Consider the following 15,187-nt stretch of genomic DNA (forward strand, 5'->3'; position numbering starts at 1 on the left):
AATCACCGATCAAGTTCGAGATGATAAACCGTAAATTAGTGACAGAACCTCTCCACTAAATAAGGGCAAGTCCACATCGGGCGACTGTCGCGCGGGAGATGGTCTCCCGCCTCCAAGACAGGAGCCGGTCACATGTCCCTCAATCAAGCTCACGCCTTCGCCTTCAGCCTCGCCACCACCCTCATGGTCTCCATCGTCATCTTCCAGGCCGGCGACGGCACCATGGGCGTCATGCCCGCCGGCGAATATGACGGCGAACTCGCCGCGATCGTTCACGAGATCGATCCCTTCGCCCGCTGACCGCGGGCAAGGCGACAGAGCCGCAAGCGGAAGTCCTACGGGATTTCCGCTCCCGCCCTGCCTTCTCTTCGCCTATACTATCAACGCGCCGTGGTGGTGGTGGAGGCGCAACCGTCAGACCTTTATCTCACGGAGAACACCACCATGATCTTCATCGGCATCCTCTCCAGCATCGCGGCGATTGGCATTCTCTGCTGGTTGCTGTTCACGCTGGCTGTCTTCGCGCTGCCGTTCTTTGCCGGCGTCAGCGTCGGGACATGGGCCTATCAGACCGGCGCCGGCTGGCTCGGCGCAATCCTCGTCGGCCTTGTCGCTGCCGCACTCACACTCGGCCTGGGGCAGTTCCTGCTCGCCTTCATCCGACCGCTCTGGATACGGCTCGCGATCGCACTCGCCTTCGTCGCGCCCGCGGCGCTTGCCGGCTACCACGCGACGCATGGCATCGTGAAACACACCATGCCCTCCGACACCTGGCAGCTCATCTTCTCAGTTATCGGCGCAATCGCCGTTGGCGTCACGGCGCTGATCCGGGTGACGGCCATGGCCACGCCCGGGCCAACTGGGCAGGCCATCGTGCGAACCTGACATCGGTGCCGGCGGCGGCGGGATGGTCAAGTGATGTCTTAGCGGTCGCGCCTTCCTCGTCGCCAGGCTCGTTTGCAATCGCGCTGACCGGATCGACGGTTAACCCAACTGACGCGCCATGCCATCGGTGACGGCGCCGGTGGCAATGCCGTGACAGCGCGCAGACGGTGCGAGTGCCGGGAGGGGGCGATCTCGTGGGCGACGGGCAGGAATCGGCGGAACGTAGCGTCTGGCGGAGCTGGTTTGGCCCGCGGTGTCAGACGTCGCTACGGTCCATCGGTCGGTATGGTCGCCAAGTTCTCCTGTGATGCGTCTCTGTCATGTCGACCGCTCCAAAACGGCCTCTTCAATGGGCTGATCTGGCCGAAGGTCGGCTGCGCCTCGATCGCCTATGCCGCAACAGCGGCGTCGAAACTTTCTTCCCCTGCCGGCTGCGCCGTCATTCCTCGCGAAGCAAGAAAGCTCCTCCTTTGCTGTCAGGCCCCTGCGGGGTGCGCCGTCAATCGCCTCCGGCCTCTCGATCGCCATCGAGGCCGCAATGGTGCGGACTCGGAACAGAGTTCAAGGAGAACTACCATGGCGACCATCGGCACCTTCAAGAAGACCGGCAACAACGAGTTCACCGGCGAAATCGTCACCCTCAGCGTCCAGACCAAGAATGTCCGCATCGTCCCCGAGGCCCGCGCTACGGGTGAGAACGCCCCGAGCCACCGCGTCTTCGTGGGCCGCGCCGAGATCGGCGCCGCCTGGTCCAAGACCTCCAACGAAGGGCGCGCCTATCTGGGCCTGAAGCTCGACGATCCCAGCTTCAACGCCCCGATCTACGCTAACCTCTTCGACGAGGAGGAAGGCGAGACCCTCTCGCTCATCTGGTCCCGTCCCAACGGGCGCCGGGGCGACTGAGGCGCCGCGCGAGGCCCCGGCCGGAAGGCCGGGGCCTTCGGCTTTGAGACGACCGAATCAGTTGCCGACTTTTGCGGTCTGACAGAGGCCAACTATGTACTTCCGACTGGAATGCACTGCCAAGAACGACTATTATAGTCGTAGTCTTGGCGTACGCGTAGGTCCGTGTGGGAGGTGATCATGTATGATCACCGCCCGACAATTTCGGGCCGCACGCGCGTTGCTGGGTTGGACACAGGAGACGCTCGCTGACAAGGCCCGGGTCTCATTGACCGCGCTCAAGCGCCTCGAATCCCCCAGTGGACTCGAGGTCTTCGAGAGCACGCGCGATGAGGTGAGACGGGCTTTCGAACGCGCCGGCATCGTCTTCCTGAACTCCGATCAGGGCAAGGGAGTGCTGCTCGTTGATGCGAAGAAGGAAACCTGACGTTCGACAGGTCGCGGCGTTGCCCCCTCTTCCCGCGTCAAGGCCTTGCGTCCTCATTCCGATCAAATCACGGTTAACAATATCCTCCAGTTTGGATACATCTCGCGATCGGGGGATGTTGTGACCAAAGACGATTTTCTCGATCAGCCGCCGTCGGGGGCGGCATTGACCGCCTATGACGAGGCGCATCTGAAGCTGTACGTCCGGCTGCTGGATGCCGACGCTGAAAAAGCCGACTGGCGTGAAGTCGTCGAAGTCCTCTTCGGCCTCGATGCCAAGGCCGAACCGGAGCGCGCTCAGCGCATCTACACCAGCCATCTCGATCGCGCGAAATGGATGACGAAGAGCGGCTTTTGCCAGCTTCTCCAGGGCCGTCTGCACTGAGGTGATGCGTAAACCGCATCACGTTGCGGCCACTTCGTTCTTCCCGCGCTCCGTTCAACCCGGAATCGTATCCACTGCAAAACTCGCGTTGCACAACCTTGCGCGGAGGCAGTGGAGAATGTCCGAGGATGAAAGCTGGCGGTCCGAAGCCGCCTATGACTATATCGACAAGTTGACCCCCGGCGATCTCGCCTGGGAGTTCCTGCGTCGTAACCCTGTATACAGAAAATCCTATCAGGAACTGGCAGCGGTCGGGCGGTTGACCGAGGATGTCGCGGGCGAGTTCGCCGATCAATGGGGCTTGCGATTTCGTCGCCGACCCTCGCAACTCGGCGCTCATCCAGCCGATCTTCTGGACCCCGCAAACCGATCCCGCGACACTCCCGTTCACCGTCGGAGCGAACCCGGCGGGAGATCTCCGCCTCAGCGTTGAGGATCTGCACGCCCACGCCACCATCGAGCATGATCCTGGTCTGATCCGGCTCGTACTGCTCGGCGAGCCCCACGACGTGGCCCTGTTCAACGTCGATGATGCCCGCCCCGTCGGCGCGTTCATCATATTCGATGAGCTGACGCCCGACCGACTGACCGCGGTCGAACGCCTCTGGCACGCTATGTTCGGCAAGCGCGTGCCGCCCGATCCACGCCTGACGTCGCAAAGACGTCAGCGCGCCCGCCAGATGCTGCGCGCCATCGACGCGCGCGAGAGCGGCGCCATCTACCGCACCGTCGCCGAGCATCTCTTCCCCCAGCACAAGATTGACGCAGCATCCTGGGTCGGCGACCCGATCCGGGAGATCACCATCCGTCTCGCCCGCGACGGCATGAAGCTGGTTCGCGGCGGCTATCGGACATTGCTGCGCCGCCCACGCCGGGATCGCTGATACCCGCTCGCGTGTCGATTTTAGCATCTTACTTCGACATCGTCTGGGGCACCGTCTTCGCGCCACCGTGCTCGCAACCCGCCGCTTATTCGAAGCGGCCGCCCGCGAGACCACGGAGGTGCGATCATGGCCGAAAGAGCCGCCAATTTACCGCCACGCTACCTGAGAACGCAGGAGGCGGCGCGATTCCTCGGCCTTTCCGAACGCACCCTTGAGAAGCATCGGACCTACGGGACCGGTCCGATCTACCGCAAGCTCGGCGGCCGCGTGGTCTATTCCGTCGATGACCTCCAGGCCTGGGCGGATCGCGGTCTCGTCACCTCGACCTCCGACCCGCGCGGCGGCACCGTGCTGCCGGCCAAACGCCAGACCGCCTCGTCCGCCACCGCCGGCGGCCGCTTTCCGCGCTGAGACGGCTGGCCATGTCGTCCCACCCCCACCATCGCGAGGAGCGCGCGCAGCTGGATCTGTTCCGGGCGCTGCCCGGCGATCTCGCACCCCGCGACGCGCAGGACCTCATGGCCTATCCGTTCTTCTCGCTCGCCAAGTCGAAACGCCTGGCGCCGATCGACTTCAATGCGGGCTCGGTGAAGATCCGTGTCGAAGCCGTGCCCGAACACGGTATGGCCACGATCTGGGACGCCGATGTCCTCATCTGGGCTGCCTCCCAGATCGTCGAAGCACGCGATGTCGGCCTGCGTCCGTCGCGCCTGATGGCCACCACCCCCTATGAAATCCTGAACTTCATCGGCCGCGGCGTGTCGCTTCGCGACTACGACCGCCTGAAGGCCGCACTCGACCGGCTGCAATCGACCACCGTCGCGACCTCGATCCGCCAGCCGACTGAGCGGCGGATGCACCGCTTCTCCTGGATCAACGAATGGAAGGAGCGCGCCGATCATCGGGGCCGCCCGCTCGGCCTCGAGCTGATCGTCCCCGACTGGTTCTACGGCGCGGTCCTCGACGACGCGCTCGTGCTGACGATCGACCGCAAATACTTCGATCTCACCGGCGGGCTGGAGCGCTGGCTCTATCGCCTGGTGCGCAAGCACGGCGGTCGCCAAGAGTTCGGCTGGAGCTTCGACTTTCCCCACCTCCACGCCAAGTCCGGCAGTCTCTCGCCACTCAAACACTTCGCCTACGATCTGCGCGACATCGTCCGCCGCCAGCCGCTGCCGGGCTATCGCCTGACCATCGAGCAATGCGTCGGCGGTCCCGAAATCCTGTCCTTCGTACCAACCGATCCCGACGCGCTCGGCATCCCGCGCCGCCGTCGCCGCTCGTCAACTCGCCCTGGGGATAAGCTGTGAATCATCTCGTGCTATCAGGGACCGGCACTGTCGTGCCATCGGGGACCGGACTCTCGTGCTATCGGGGACCGGAATCGCCGATTCATCGCGCTGAATCAGTCTCTTGCGCGCCCCGTAACTTACCTAACCTAGATTCCTTCGGAATCTTTCTAACGGAACCTGCTTTTTCGCGCCGTGTGGACGAGGCCCCGATCGCCGGGAGCCCGTTATGATCGTAGCGCTCCTCAACCAGAAGGGCGGCGTCGGCAAGACGACGCTGGCGCTGCATCTCGCCGGTGAATGGGCTCGGCATGGGCAGCGCGTCACGCTGATCGACGCCGATCCACAAGGGTCAGCGCTGGACTGGTCGCAGCAACGCAGCCGGGAGGGATTGCAGCGGCTGTTCGGCGTCGTCGGCCTGGCGCGCGACACCCTGCATCGCGAAGCGCCGGAGCTGGCGCGTGACGCCGACCATGTCGTCATCGACGGACCGCCACGCGTCGCCAGCCTGATGCGCTCGGCGCTGCTCGCCGCCGATCTCGTGCTGATCCCGGTGCAGCCGTCGCCGCTCGATGGCTGGGCCTCGGCCGAGATGCTGGCGCTACTCGGCGAAGCGCGCATCTACCGCCCGCAGCTTGCCGCTCGCTTCGTGCTGAACCGCTGCGCGGCGCGCACTGTGTTGGCGCGCGAAACCGCAGAGACACTCGCGGATCATGATCCGCCATTACTCGCGACGACAATCGGCCAGCGCATCGTCTTCGCCGATGTCGTGCAGACCGGGCGGATCGCTGCCGAGCATGACGAGGATTGTCCGGGCGCGCGCGAGATCGCCGCGTTCGCGGCCGAGGTGGCGAGGCTCGGCGCATGAGCGAACGATCCCCCAAGCGCGGCTTCGCATCCCGGCCTGGCGATCCGGAGAGCTGGATCAAAGCGACCGATCGCCAGACGCAGCGCCCGCAACTCGCCGACGACTTCTCGGCCAGGCTGACCATCGACGTGACCGCCGACATGCGCGGGCGGATCAAGATCGCGGCCTTCCAGCGCGGTCAGACGGTCGCAGACATGCTGCGCGCGCTGTTCGAGCGTGAATTCCCACCATCCCAAGGAGACGACTGATGACCGGCCTTGCCGCCGCATCCGCGCGCGCCGGCCGCGCTCTTCACGCGCCGCCGGAATATCTCACCCAGGTCGAACTCGTCTGGATCGAGAAGCTGATCGAGCACTGGATCCGCTTCGGCCGCGAGGTGCGCGAACAGGTCCTCGACCGTCGCCGCCGCATTCTCTTCTTCCCTCCCGGTACGACCTTCGCGCTGGTGCGCTGGGCCGCGAACGAGCATGGCACCGTGCTCTCCCGCCTCGACATTCTGCGCGCGGTCGGTGCCGACGAACCCTGCCAGACGATCCCGACCGTGAAGCCTGGCGGCGACGTCCTGCTGCGCGTCGATGGCTGGCCGAAGGTGGAGCGCATGCTCCAGCTGATCGACGCGATCGAAGCGATCGGCATCGATCCCGTCGATGTCTCGTCGGATTACTGGCGACACGTTCACAACCGCCTGGCCGTCGGCGAGACGCCGCGCGGCTACACGATGCAGCGCCACCGCGCCTTCCTCCTGGCGCGGAGGATGGGCGCATGACCCGGCTCGGCTACGCCATCACGACCACCGCCGCAGTGTCGTTGCTCGGCATCCTGTCCTTCGTATCCTTCGCACCGAAGCTGATCTGGAACGCGTCGGCCAGCACGCCGATCGGGCTCTACGCCATCGAAGCCGACCAGTCCCCGGACGTCACCGATCTGGTCGCCGTGAATGCGCCCGAGCCGCTCGCGAGCTTCCTCGCCGAGGGCGGCTATCTGCCCCGCGGCGTGCCGCTGGTGAAACGTGTCGTAGCGCTTCCAGGGCAGCGGGTTTGCAGGACCGGCCTCACTATCACCGTCGACGCTGTGCCGATGGGCGATGCACTTGATCGGGATCGTCGCGGCAATCCGCTGCCCTTCTGGCAGGGCTGCCGCCTCGTCGCCGAGGGCGAGTTGTTCCTGATGAACTGGCAGGTCCGCGACAGCCTCGACGGCCGCTACTTCGGCCCGCTGCCGACCTCCGCCGTGATCGGCCGGGCCATCCCTCTCTACACCGACGAGGACGGCGATGGCCGCTTCGTCTGGCGCGCGCCGACGCGGTGACGGCGTGCCCAATCCCAACCTCACCGCAGATTCACGGAGGCAATCATGTCCCTGATCGGTCAGTTTACCCGCGACGATGGCGGCTTCATCGGCCACTTGGAAACACTCCTGCTGCACCAGGACATCATCATCATTCCGGCCGAGCCGTCCGATGCCGAGAATGCGCCGGATTTCCGCGTGCACGTCTTCGACAGTATGAACAACGAAGCCCGAGCCGAACTCGGCGCGGGTTGGAAGCGCACCGGCGAGAAGGCCGGAGAGTACGTCGCGCTGCAGCTTGATGATCCGTGCTTTCCGCAGCCGATCCGCGCTAACCTGTTTCAGTCGGCCGACGATAAATCGGCGTGGGGCCTGCACTGGAACCGTCCCCCCAAGCGCGGCGAGCGGGACTGAGCGATGCCGGCCCGACGCCATCGCGCTGTCGTCGGACGGTTTCCCACCGTCCGGCACACAGTCTTCCTTCTCCTTTCCGGCCTGTTCACCGGCCTGTCGTCGATCGTCCCGGCCGCCGCACAAGACGCGTCGGTGGAGCGCGCAACACCTCGTGATCCCTATGCCGGTCATATCGCTGACGCCGCGCGCCGGTTCGACATTCCGGAAGCGTGGATTCGGGCCGTCATGCGCGTCGAAAGCCGTGGTGATGTGCGCGCGATCTCACCCAAGGGCGCGATAGGGCTGATGCAGATCATGCCAGCGACGTGGGGCGATTTGCGCACCCGACATGGTCTCGGCGGCGATCCATACGACCCACGCGACAACATCATGGCCGGCGCTGCGTATCTGCGCGAGATGCACGATCGCTACGGTTCGCCTGGCTTTCTTGCGGCCTATAATGCCGGTCCAGGGCGCTACGAGGAATATCGCTCCACCGGTCGCGCGTTGCCGGCCGAAACGCGGGCCTATGTCGCCTCTCTCGCACCGATCGTCGGCGGCGGCGATCTTGCTGCTCCTGTGACGGTGGCGACCGCCGATCCGCTTGCCTGGACCCGCGCGCCGTTGTTCATCGTGCAGGTTGATAGCAGGCCGCGTGTCGATCGGCAGCGGACCGACAGCGATCCGACTGCACCACCCGCGCCGGAGTCGGTGCGCGATCCAACGCCGCCTGCACCGCAATGGAATGGCCTGTTCGTGGCGCGTGCCGATAGTGGGGGGCCCCGATGATGGGCTTCGCACTCCCTGCGGCATTGTCGGGTTCTGGCGTGGAATTGGCGTCAGAAGCGGGAAGAGCAGTCACCACAACCGCACGATGGCAGGATAAAGGGCCGCGATGTGCGGCCTTGTGCGGTTGTGGTTTTTCAAGAGGTTATGGCGCGTTTACGCGATGTGCGCCTGATCTGCGCAGCCTGCCCGCGCGGCGCTTTCCCAACAATTTCCTCGGCTTTGCGCGATGTGCGGGGCCACGCCCATGAGCGCTGAGGACGATTTCCGTATCCGGCCAGGTCGGATCCGTTCGACGCGCGCACAGCAGGCCAGACCGTTCATCGCGCAGGCGCTCGCCGCCGCGCAGAAGGCCGGCGGCGCGGTATCGCGGCAAGGAAGGATCGGGCCCGGCAACCGCTCGCGCTTCGGCCGCGGCCAGCGCGCGGCGGTGCAGGCCAATCGGCTGCTGACCGCCCGCTCGCCGGGCGCCGTCGTCAAGGCCCGCGTCGTGCGCCAGGGCGGACGCAACGCGCCGCTCGGCACCCATCTCAATTATCTCCGCCGCGAAGGCGTGACCCGGGACGGAGAGAAGGCCCGGCTGTTCGGTCCCGGCGGGGATGACGCCGATCCCAAGGCGTTCGCGGAACGGTGCGAGGATGACCGCCACCATTTCCGCTTCATCGTGTCGCCCGACGATGCGGTTGAGATGGCGGACCTCAAGGGCTTCACCCGTGAACTGGTCGGGCAGATGGAGAAGGACCTCGGCACGAGGCTCGACTGGGTCGCAGTCGATCACTGGAACACGGAGCATCCGCATGTGCATGTGATCATGCGCGGCGTCCGCGACGACGGGGAGAACCTCGTGATCTCGCGCGACTACATCAAGGAAGGCATGCGTGACCGAGCGCGCGATCTCATTACGCAGGAGCTGGGACCGCGCACCGATCTGGACATCCGTCGCACCATCGAGCGCCAAGTCGAGTCCGAGCGCTGGACCAATCTTGATCGTCAGCTCGCGCGCGACGCTTACCGGACCGGCATCGTCGATCTCGCGCCGCATCCGGACCGGCAGCCCGATGAATTCCATGCCCTGAAGGTCGGGCGGCTGCGCAAGCTCGAACGGCTCGGGCTCGCCGACGAGATCGGTCCCGGTCAATGGACGATCTCCGAAAAGGCGGAGGCAACGCTGCGCGAGCTCGGCGAACGCGGCGATATCATCAAGCGCATGCACCGCGGGCTGACCGACCGCGGCATCGAACGCGGCGCGGCAAGCTATGTGCTCGCCGGCGAAAGCCTGAACGATCCCATCGTCGGCCGGCTGGTGACGCGAGGTCTCGACGACGAACTCAAGGGCACGGCCTATGCTGTGGTCGACGGGATCGACGGCCGCACCCACCACATCAAACTGCCCGACATCGAGGCCGCCGGAGACAGCGCGCCGGGTTCTATCGTCGAACTGCGCAAGTTCGATGACGCGCGGGGGCAGCGGCGTGTCGCGCTTGCCGTCCGCTCGGATCTCGACATCTCTGCCCAGGTCACCGCGACCGGCGCGACCTGGCTCGATCGGCAGGCGATAGCCCGCGAGCCCATGGCGCTTGGCGGTGGCGGATTCGGCGCCGAGGTGCGCGACGCGATGGACCGGCGCGCCGAACATCTGATCGAGCAGCGCCTGGCTGAGCGCCATGGCCGCAGCGTCATCTTCTCCCGCAACCTCATCGACACGTTGCGCCAGCGCGAGGTCGATGCGCTCGGGGCGAAGCTCGCGGCCGAGACCGGGCGCCCGTTCGCAAAGGCGGGGTCCGGGGAATATGTCGCCGGCGCCTATCGGCAGCGCATCGCCCTCGCGTCGGGCCGCTTCGCAATGATCGACGACGGCCTCGGCTTCCAACTCGTGCCCTGGTCGCCCTCTCTCGAAAAGCACCTTGGCCAGCAAGTCTCCGGCGTCGCCCGCGGCGATGGCGGGGTCGACTGGAGTTTTGGCCGCAAACGCAGCCTCGGCCTGTAGCCCGTAATCAAGAAAGGACCCCGCCATGTCGGCGACCAAAATCCTCTGGGGCCAGATCCTCACCGTCTTCATGATCGTGCTCTTCACGACCTGGGCGGCGACAGAGTGGACGGCCTATCGGCTCGGCTTCCAGCCCCAACTCGGCCCGCCTTGGTTCGAGCTGGCCGGCTGGCCGATCTATTATCCGCCGGCCTTCTTCTGGTGGTGGTACTTTTACGATGCCTATGCGCCGCCGATCTTCGTCGAGGGCGCCTATATCGCGGCGTCCGGCGGCTTCATCTCGATCGCGGTGGCGATCGGCATGTCTGTCTGGCGGGCACGTGAAGCGAAGAACGTCGAGACCTATGGTTCGGCACGCTGGGCCCGGGATGAGGAAGTAAAGGCTGCCGGCCTGCTCGGTCCCGACGGCGTGGTCCTCGGCAAGCTCGACCGCGATTATCTGCGCCATGACGGCCCGGAGCATGTGCTGTGCTTCGCTCCCACTCGCTCCGGCAAGGGCGTGGGGCTCGTCGTGCCCTCGCTGCTGACCTGGCCAGGCTCGGCGATCGTCCATGACATCAAGGGCGAGAACTGGACGTTGACGGCAGGCTTCCGGTCACGACACGGGCGCGTGCTGCTGTTCGACCCGACCAATCCAAAGTCCGCCGCCTACAATCCGCTGCTCGAGGTGCGACGCGGCGAGTGGGAGGTCCGCGACGTTCAGAACATCGCCGACATCCTGGTCGATCCGGAAGGTTCGCTCGAGAAGCGCAATCACTGGGAAAAAACCAGTCACGCGCTGCTGGTCGGCGCGATCCTCCATGTCCTCTACGCCGAAGCCGACAAGACGCTCGCCGGCGTCGCCGCCTTCCTCTCCGACCCGAAGCGCCCGATCGAGTCGACGTTGGCTGCAATGATGAAGACCGCGCATCTCGGCGAAACCGGTCCGCATCCCGTCATCGCAAGCGCCGCGCGAGAGCTGCTGAACAAATCGGACAACGAGCGGTCTGGCGTGCTCTCGACCGCCATGTCGTTCCTTGGCCTCTACCGCGATCCCGTGGTCGCCGAGGTGACGCGGCGTTGCGATTGGCGCATCGCCGATATCGTCGGCGGCAAGCGGCCGTCGACGCTTTACCTCGTGGTGCCGCCCTCGGACATCAACCGGACCAAGCCGCTGATCCGCCTGCTCCTCAATCAGATCGGCCGGCGTCTCACCGAGGACCTGCAGGCGAAGGGCGGCCGGCACCGGCTGCTCCTCATGCTGGACGAATTCCCGGCGCTTGGGCGGCTCGACTTCTTCGAGTCCGCGCTCGCGTTCATGGCGGGCTACGGCCTCAAAAGCTTCCTGATCGCCCAGTCGCTCAACCAGATCGAGAAGGCTTACGGGCCCAACAATTCGATCCTCGACAACTGCCATGTCCGCATCAGCTTCGCGACCAACGATGAGCGAACCGCCAAGCGCGTGTCGGACGCGCTCGGCACCGCGACCGAGATGCGGGCGATGAAGAACTATGCCGGTCATCGGCTGTCCCCCTGGCTCGGCCACATGATGGTGTCGCGGTCGGAAACCGCCAGGCAGTTGCTCACGCCCGGCGAGATCATGCAGCTTCCACCCTCCGACGAAATCGTCATGGTCGCCGGCACGCCGCCGATCCGGGCCAAGAAGGCGCGCTATTACGAAGATCGCCGGTTTCAGGAACGGGTGATGCCGCCGCCCACCATAACGAAGCCGGACGTGGTCTCGTCCGATGACTGGAGCAAGCTCGCGCTGCCACCTTCGCCAGAGATCCTGGCGTCCGCGACCGGAACCAACCCAGATGAGGAGGACACAACGGATTCCGAGCGCCGCCGCCAGCCCGAGCTGAGCCGCGTGCAGCCGATAGCTAAGGTGGCGCCGATCGAGAATGAGTTCGAAATCGACCCGCTGGACGATGCCGATGACGCCGCCGCGCGCCTCAGCCGCATGAACCAGAACATGCGGCAGGTCGCGCGCCAGGCTTCGCTCGACCCGGGCGATAGCATCGAGCTTTAGGAGAGCCGCGATGACGAAATCTCCCAAGAAGCAGCGTCTCTCCGTCTACCTCGAGCCCGACGTCATGAAAGCTCTCGCAGCGCATGCGGCCCGGCGTGGCCACTCAATGTCATTGGTTGCCGAGGCCGGCATCGCGTCCTTTCTGTCGCCCGACGCGGCGGAACGTCAGGAGGCGGCGACCACCAAGCGCCTCGACCAGATCGACCGGCGCATGACCCGCATCGAGCGCGACGTCGGCATCTCCGTCGAGACGCTAGCCATCTTTGTCCGCTTCTGGCTCACCACGACGCCAGCATTGCCCGAACCCGCCGCTCAGGCCGCTCGCGCCAAGGCCGGCGAGCGATACGAGGCGTTCATCGCGGCTCTGGGTCGTCGACTCGCGGGCGGGCCGAAGCTGCGGCAGGAGATTTCGGAGGACATTGAGGCGGTGAGTCGCGACAACTGACGAATATGCTAATACGACCTCAGCAACTCCGCCAAATGGAGACTACAGCATTGTCGATCCAGATTTCGCATGATCAGAACTCGGGGCGTTGGTCCTTTTCTTATACTCGGCATTTATTCGTCGCCGTCGGCATGGTGTTCCTAGCCGGAGGTATCGCTGCGCTTGCCGGGCCTTGGTGGCTACCGATCGCCGCATTCATTTTTGGCAAGATCGACATCAAGATCGACTCGTTTGCCAACTACTGGGTGGCGGGTATCCTTATCGTAGTCGGCCTTTCAATCTTGGCATTCAAATTCTTCGTACTCGATAAGTGGTCGCAGCGCCTGGAAATCGACAAGAAAGTCATAACCCAATCGCCGCCAGCAGTGCATGAAGTGAAGCGCTATTTCGATGACCTCCTGGACGACCACTCTTATCGCTCAAGTTTCGATACGTACTTCTATCTCGCGTACAATCAATTCTTGGATTCTTCTAACGCTCTTCAAGACACAAAGACGGCGGCTCTCTTCAATCATTTTTCCAAGGATGCAAAAGCGTTACACCATTTCGCCGCAGAGAATTTCTTCGTGTTCCCCGATAACCAAGGAACCAATCCGGACTACCGGTATTGCTTGGCCCCACATATGAACATGGACCGGGACATGGGGGCCTACGATGCGAAGAAGGTTGCGCAATACGACGCACTGAAACGTGAACTCGCCGAGCGCGTCGGACAAGCTCGGCAATCCTACGACGCTTTTGTTGGCCGACTTAGAAAGCTTGGACACATTTAGCGCCCCTGACGCTCATCGCTTGTTCGTTTGGGCCGGCGTCTCTCTCTGAAACACGTCGCTGGGACGTCTGCAAGTGATCGCCTCTGCGCGCGACCCGGACCATTTTCGTCCGCACCCAATGCAAGTATTCCGCCGTTTCCCTGTCTTTGTACGCCACAGTCCGACGACCACATTTCTGTTGTTGTCATGCCCTGATTTCTGCCTCTTCTAATCATCCCCGATCCAGGGCCGCTTTTCGCGGGCCCGCAAGAGAACGGGGACGACGTGGCGGCCACTCACCAGAAATCAGAGGCAATCCTTCGCGGCGCACGCATGCTGCGCACGGCCTTGGGGCCGGCGATCGCCCAGTTTCTGGAAGACCCCGCGATCGTCGAGGTGATGCTCAACCCCGATGGGCGGCTCTGGATCGACCGCCTGTCTGAGGGACTCTCCGACACGGGTGAACGGCTGTCGCCCGCCGACGGCGAGCGCATCGTTCGCCTCGTCGCGCACCATGTCGGCGCCGAAGTCCATCCCGGCAGCCCCCGCGTCTCCGCCGAGTTGCCGGAAACGGGGGAGCGGTTCGAGGGCCTTCTGCCCCCCGTCGTCGCCGCGCCCGCCTTCGCGATCCGCAAGCCGGCGGTCGCCGTCTTCACGCTCGACGACTACGTATGGACCGGTGTCATGACCGCCAACCAGGCGGAGGCGCTGCGGGTTGGCGTCGTAGAGCGCCGCAATATCCTGGTCGCCGGCGGCACCTCGACTGGCAAGACCACACTCACCAACGCGCTCCTCGTCGAAGTGTCGAAGACCGCCGACCGCGTGGTGCTGATCGAGGACACGCGCGAGCTCCAATGCGCCGCCCCAAACCTCGTCGCCATGCGCACGAAGGACGGCGTCGTTTCGCTGTCCGATCTCGTCCGATCCTCGCTGCGCCTACGCCCTGATCGCATCCCGATCGGCGAGGTGCGCGGTGCTGAAGCGCTTGATCTGCTTAAGGCCTGGGGCACCGGCCACCCCGGCGGCATCGGCACCATTCATGCCGGCACCGCCATCGGCGCGCTCCGCCGCCTCGAGCAGCTCATCCAGGAAGCTGTCGTCACCGTTCCGCGCGCCCTGATCGCCGAGACGATCGACTTGGTCGCCGTGCTCTCCGGCCGCGGTGCCTCGCGCCGCCTCGCAGAACTCGCTCGCGTCGAGGGGCTCGGCCGCGACGGCGATTACCGCGTCCTCCCTGTCAGCCAGCACCCCATAGGAGATGCGTCATGATCCAGCATGCCATGCGTATTCGCCGTCATATCGCGACGGCAGCCTTCGTCACCTTCCTCACCTTGACGCTCGCGCCCGCCGCTCACGCGTCTGGTTCGTCGATGCCGTGGGAAGCGCCCCTGCAATCGATCCTGGAATCCATCGAAGGACCCGTCGCCAAAATCATCGCGGTGATCATCATCATCGTGACCGGCCTTACGCTCGCCTTCGGCGACACGTCAGGGGGCTTTCGTAGGCTCATCCAGATCGTCTTCGGCCTGTCTATCGCCTTCGCCGCGTCCAGCTTCTTCCTGTCGTTCTTCTCGTTCGGCGGCGGAGCGCTGGTCTGATGGCGACGTCGGCCGAGACGGCAGGCGAAGTGCCGGGCTTTTCGGTCCCGGTCCATCGCGCGCTGACCGAGCACATCCTGCTCGGCGGTGCGCCGCGCTCGATCGCCATTCTGAACGGAACGCTGGCGGCGGCGCTTGGCCTCGGCCTGCGCCTCTGGCTGGTCGGGCTCGGTCTCTGGGCGATCGGTCACTTCACCGCTGTCTGGGCGGCCAAACGCGATCCGCAGTTCGTCGATGTCGTGCGCAGGCATCTGCGCATCCCCGGTCATCTGTCGATTTGAGGGGTGC

Annotated in this window: 22 protein-coding genes; all 22 read left to right on the top strand. The window is 64.9% G+C overall.

What is annotated here, in order from left to right:
- Positions 1-132 precede the first annotated feature (132 nt).
- Positions 133-300: a hypothetical protein gene (locus FIB18_RS25035; RefSeq protein ID WP_168436638.1), complete on the top strand. Its 168-nt coding sequence runs from the start codon at positions 133-135 to the stop codon at positions 298-300.
- Positions 301-444: 144 nt separating this feature from the next.
- The gene (locus tag FIB18_RS21350; protein ID WP_140022635.1) at positions 445-885 is read left to right on the top strand and encodes a DUF4175 domain-containing protein; all 441 of its coding nucleotides are present in this window, start codon (positions 445-447) and stop codon (positions 883-885) included.
- 576 nt (positions 886-1,461) lie between these two features.
- The gene (locus FIB18_RS21360) at positions 1,462-1,788 is read left to right on the top strand and encodes a DUF736 domain-containing protein (RefSeq protein ID WP_140022636.1); all 327 of its coding nucleotides are present in this window, start codon (positions 1,462-1,464) and stop codon (positions 1,786-1,788) included.
- 184 nt (positions 1,789-1,972) lie between these two features.
- Positions 1,973-2,215 carry a helix-turn-helix domain-containing protein gene (locus FIB18_RS21365; protein ID WP_099555757.1) on the top strand — a complete coding sequence of 81 codons (243 nt, stop codon included), beginning with the start codon at positions 1,973-1,975 and terminating at the stop codon, positions 2,213-2,215.
- Positions 2,216-2,335: 120 nt separating this feature from the next.
- Positions 2,336-2,599 carry a DNA -binding domain-containing protein gene (locus FIB18_RS21370; RefSeq protein WP_099555756.1) on the top strand — a complete coding sequence of 88 codons (264 nt, stop codon included), beginning with the start codon at positions 2,336-2,338 and terminating at the stop codon, positions 2,597-2,599.
- Positions 2,600-2,717: 118 nt separating this feature from the next.
- Entirely contained in the window at positions 2,718-3,032 is a 315-nt protein-coding gene (locus FIB18_RS25240; protein WP_235894938.1) for a transcriptional regulator domain-containing protein, read from the top strand.
- 4 nt (positions 3,033-3,036) lie between these two features.
- Positions 3,037-3,483 carry a DUF2285 domain-containing protein gene (locus FIB18_RS21375; protein WP_235894942.1) on the top strand — a complete coding sequence of 149 codons (447 nt, stop codon included), beginning with the start codon at positions 3,037-3,039 and terminating at the stop codon, positions 3,481-3,483.
- A 126-nt stretch (positions 3,484-3,609) separates the two neighbouring features.
- Positions 3,610-3,894, top strand: a complete 285-nt coding sequence (locus tag FIB18_RS21380; protein WP_140022638.1) for a helix-turn-helix transcriptional regulator — start codon at positions 3,610-3,612, stop codon at positions 3,892-3,894.
- A gap of 11 nt (positions 3,895-3,905) precedes the next feature.
- On the top strand, positions 3,906-4,793 hold the full coding sequence (locus FIB18_RS21385; RefSeq protein ID WP_140022639.1) for a replication initiator protein A: 888 nt from the start codon (positions 3,906-3,908) through the stop codon (positions 4,791-4,793).
- Positions 4,794-5,001: 208 nt separating this feature from the next.
- Positions 5,002-5,640, top strand: coding sequence for a ParA family partition ATPase (parA, locus tag FIB18_RS21390; protein ID WP_140022640.1), 639 nt, complete (start codon positions 5,002-5,004; stop codon positions 5,638-5,640).
- Positions 5,637-5,888: a hypothetical protein gene (locus FIB18_RS21395; RefSeq protein ID WP_137859490.1), complete on the top strand. Its 252-nt coding sequence runs from the start codon at positions 5,637-5,639 to the stop codon at positions 5,886-5,888. The genes parA and FIB18_RS21395 overlap by 4 nt, the downstream gene beginning before the upstream one ends.
- Entirely contained in the window at positions 5,888-6,406 is a 519-nt protein-coding gene (locus FIB18_RS21400) for a DUF2840 domain-containing protein (protein WP_140022641.1), read from the top strand. The genes FIB18_RS21395 and FIB18_RS21400 overlap by 1 nt, the downstream gene beginning before the upstream one ends.
- On the top strand, positions 6,403-6,948 hold the full coding sequence (locus tag FIB18_RS21405; protein WP_140022642.1) for a S26 family signal peptidase: 546 nt from the start codon (positions 6,403-6,405) through the stop codon (positions 6,946-6,948). Before FIB18_RS21400 ends, FIB18_RS21405 begins: the two co-directional genes overlap by 4 nt.
- A gap of 45 nt (positions 6,949-6,993) precedes the next feature.
- Positions 6,994-7,341 (top strand): DUF736 domain-containing protein, encoded by a 348-nt coding sequence (locus tag FIB18_RS21410; RefSeq protein WP_140022643.1) that lies wholly within the window; start codon positions 6,994-6,996, stop codon positions 7,339-7,341.
- Positions 7,342-7,344: 3 nt separating this feature from the next.
- Entirely contained in the window at positions 7,345-8,109 is a 765-nt protein-coding gene (locus tag FIB18_RS21415; RefSeq protein ID WP_140022644.1) for a lytic transglycosylase domain-containing protein, read from the top strand.
- 244 nt (positions 8,110-8,353) lie between these two features.
- On the top strand, positions 8,354-10,093 hold the full coding sequence (locus tag FIB18_RS21420) for a relaxase/mobilization nuclease domain-containing protein (RefSeq protein WP_140022645.1): 1,740 nt from the start codon (positions 8,354-8,356) through the stop codon (positions 10,091-10,093).
- Between the two features lie 25 nt (positions 10,094-10,118).
- Positions 10,119-12,104, top strand: a complete 1,986-nt coding sequence (locus tag FIB18_RS21425) for a conjugal transfer protein TraG (RefSeq protein WP_140022646.1) — start codon at positions 10,119-10,121, stop codon at positions 12,102-12,104.
- A 10-nt stretch (positions 12,105-12,114) separates the two neighbouring features.
- Positions 12,115-12,549, top strand: coding sequence for a CopG family transcriptional regulator (locus tag FIB18_RS21430; RefSeq protein WP_140022647.1), 435 nt, complete (start codon positions 12,115-12,117; stop codon positions 12,547-12,549).
- Positions 12,550-12,599: 50 nt separating this feature from the next.
- Complete coding sequence (locus FIB18_RS21435) at positions 12,600-13,322, top strand: hypothetical protein (protein ID WP_140022648.1); 723 nt, start codon at positions 12,600-12,602, stop codon at positions 13,320-13,322.
- A 264-nt stretch (positions 13,323-13,586) separates the two neighbouring features.
- A complete protein-coding gene (gene trbB / locus FIB18_RS21440; RefSeq protein WP_140022649.1) occupies positions 13,587-14,570 on the top strand; it encodes a P-type conjugative transfer ATPase TrbB in 984 nt (327 codons plus the stop codon).
- Positions 14,567-14,899: a TrbC/VirB2 family protein gene (locus tag FIB18_RS21445; RefSeq protein ID WP_140022650.1), complete on the top strand. Its 333-nt coding sequence runs from the start codon at positions 14,567-14,569 to the stop codon at positions 14,897-14,899. The genes trbB and FIB18_RS21445 overlap by 4 nt, the downstream gene beginning before the upstream one ends.
- Complete coding sequence (locus FIB18_RS21450) at positions 14,899-15,180, top strand: VirB3 family type IV secretion system protein (protein ID WP_140022651.1); 282 nt, start codon at positions 14,899-14,901, stop codon at positions 15,178-15,180. Before FIB18_RS21445 ends, FIB18_RS21450 begins: the two co-directional genes overlap by 1 nt.
- The last annotated feature ends 7 nt before the right edge of the window (positions 15,181-15,187 follow it).

It is taken from the genome of Brucella pecoris (genome assembly GCF_006376675.1).
Classification (GTDB): domain Bacteria; phylum Pseudomonadota; class Alphaproteobacteria; order Rhizobiales; family Rhizobiaceae; genus Brucella; species Brucella pecoris.

Coding starts and splice junctions, on each gene's coding strand:
- FIB18_RS25035 (WP_168436638.1), top strand. CDS start 133: ATGTCCCTCAATCAAGCTCACGCCTTCGCCTTCAGCCTCGCCACCACC.
- FIB18_RS21350 (WP_140022635.1), top strand. CDS start 445: ATGATCTTCATCGGCATCCTCTCCAGCATCGCGGCGATTGGCATTCTC.
- FIB18_RS21360 (WP_140022636.1), top strand. CDS start 1,462: ATGGCGACCATCGGCACCTTCAAGAAGACCGGCAACAACGAGTTCACC.
- FIB18_RS21365 (WP_099555757.1), top strand. CDS start 1,973: ATGATCACCGCCCGACAATTTCGGGCCGCACGCGCGTTGCTGGGTTGG.
- FIB18_RS25240 (WP_235894938.1), top strand. CDS start 2,718: ATGTCCGAGGATGAAAGCTGGCGGTCCGAAGCCGCCTATGACTATATC.
- FIB18_RS21380 (WP_140022638.1), top strand. CDS start 3,610: ATGGCCGAAAGAGCCGCCAATTTACCGCCACGCTACCTGAGAACGCAG.
- FIB18_RS21385 (WP_140022639.1), top strand. CDS start 3,906: ATGTCGTCCCACCCCCACCATCGCGAGGAGCGCGCGCAGCTGGATCTG.
- parA (WP_140022640.1), top strand. CDS start 5,002: ATGATCGTAGCGCTCCTCAACCAGAAGGGCGGCGTCGGCAAGACGACG.
- FIB18_RS21395 (WP_137859490.1), top strand. CDS start 5,637: ATGAGCGAACGATCCCCCAAGCGCGGCTTCGCATCCCGGCCTGGCGAT.
- FIB18_RS21400 (WP_140022641.1), top strand. CDS start 5,888: ATGACCGGCCTTGCCGCCGCATCCGCGCGCGCCGGCCGCGCTCTTCAC.
- FIB18_RS21405 (WP_140022642.1), top strand. CDS start 6,403: ATGACCCGGCTCGGCTACGCCATCACGACCACCGCCGCAGTGTCGTTG.
- FIB18_RS21410 (WP_140022643.1), top strand. CDS start 6,994: ATGTCCCTGATCGGTCAGTTTACCCGCGACGATGGCGGCTTCATCGGC.
- FIB18_RS21415 (WP_140022644.1), top strand. CDS start 7,345: ATGCCGGCCCGACGCCATCGCGCTGTCGTCGGACGGTTTCCCACCGTC.
- FIB18_RS21420 (WP_140022645.1), top strand. CDS start 8,354: ATGAGCGCTGAGGACGATTTCCGTATCCGGCCAGGTCGGATCCGTTCG.
- FIB18_RS21425 (WP_140022646.1), top strand. CDS start 10,119: ATGTCGGCGACCAAAATCCTCTGGGGCCAGATCCTCACCGTCTTCATG.
- FIB18_RS21430 (WP_140022647.1), top strand. CDS start 12,115: ATGACGAAATCTCCCAAGAAGCAGCGTCTCTCCGTCTACCTCGAGCCC.
- FIB18_RS21445 (WP_140022650.1), top strand. CDS start 14,567: ATGATCCAGCATGCCATGCGTATTCGCCGTCATATCGCGACGGCAGCC.
- FIB18_RS21450 (WP_140022651.1), top strand. CDS start 14,899: ATGGCGACGTCGGCCGAGACGGCAGGCGAAGTGCCGGGCTTTTCGGTC.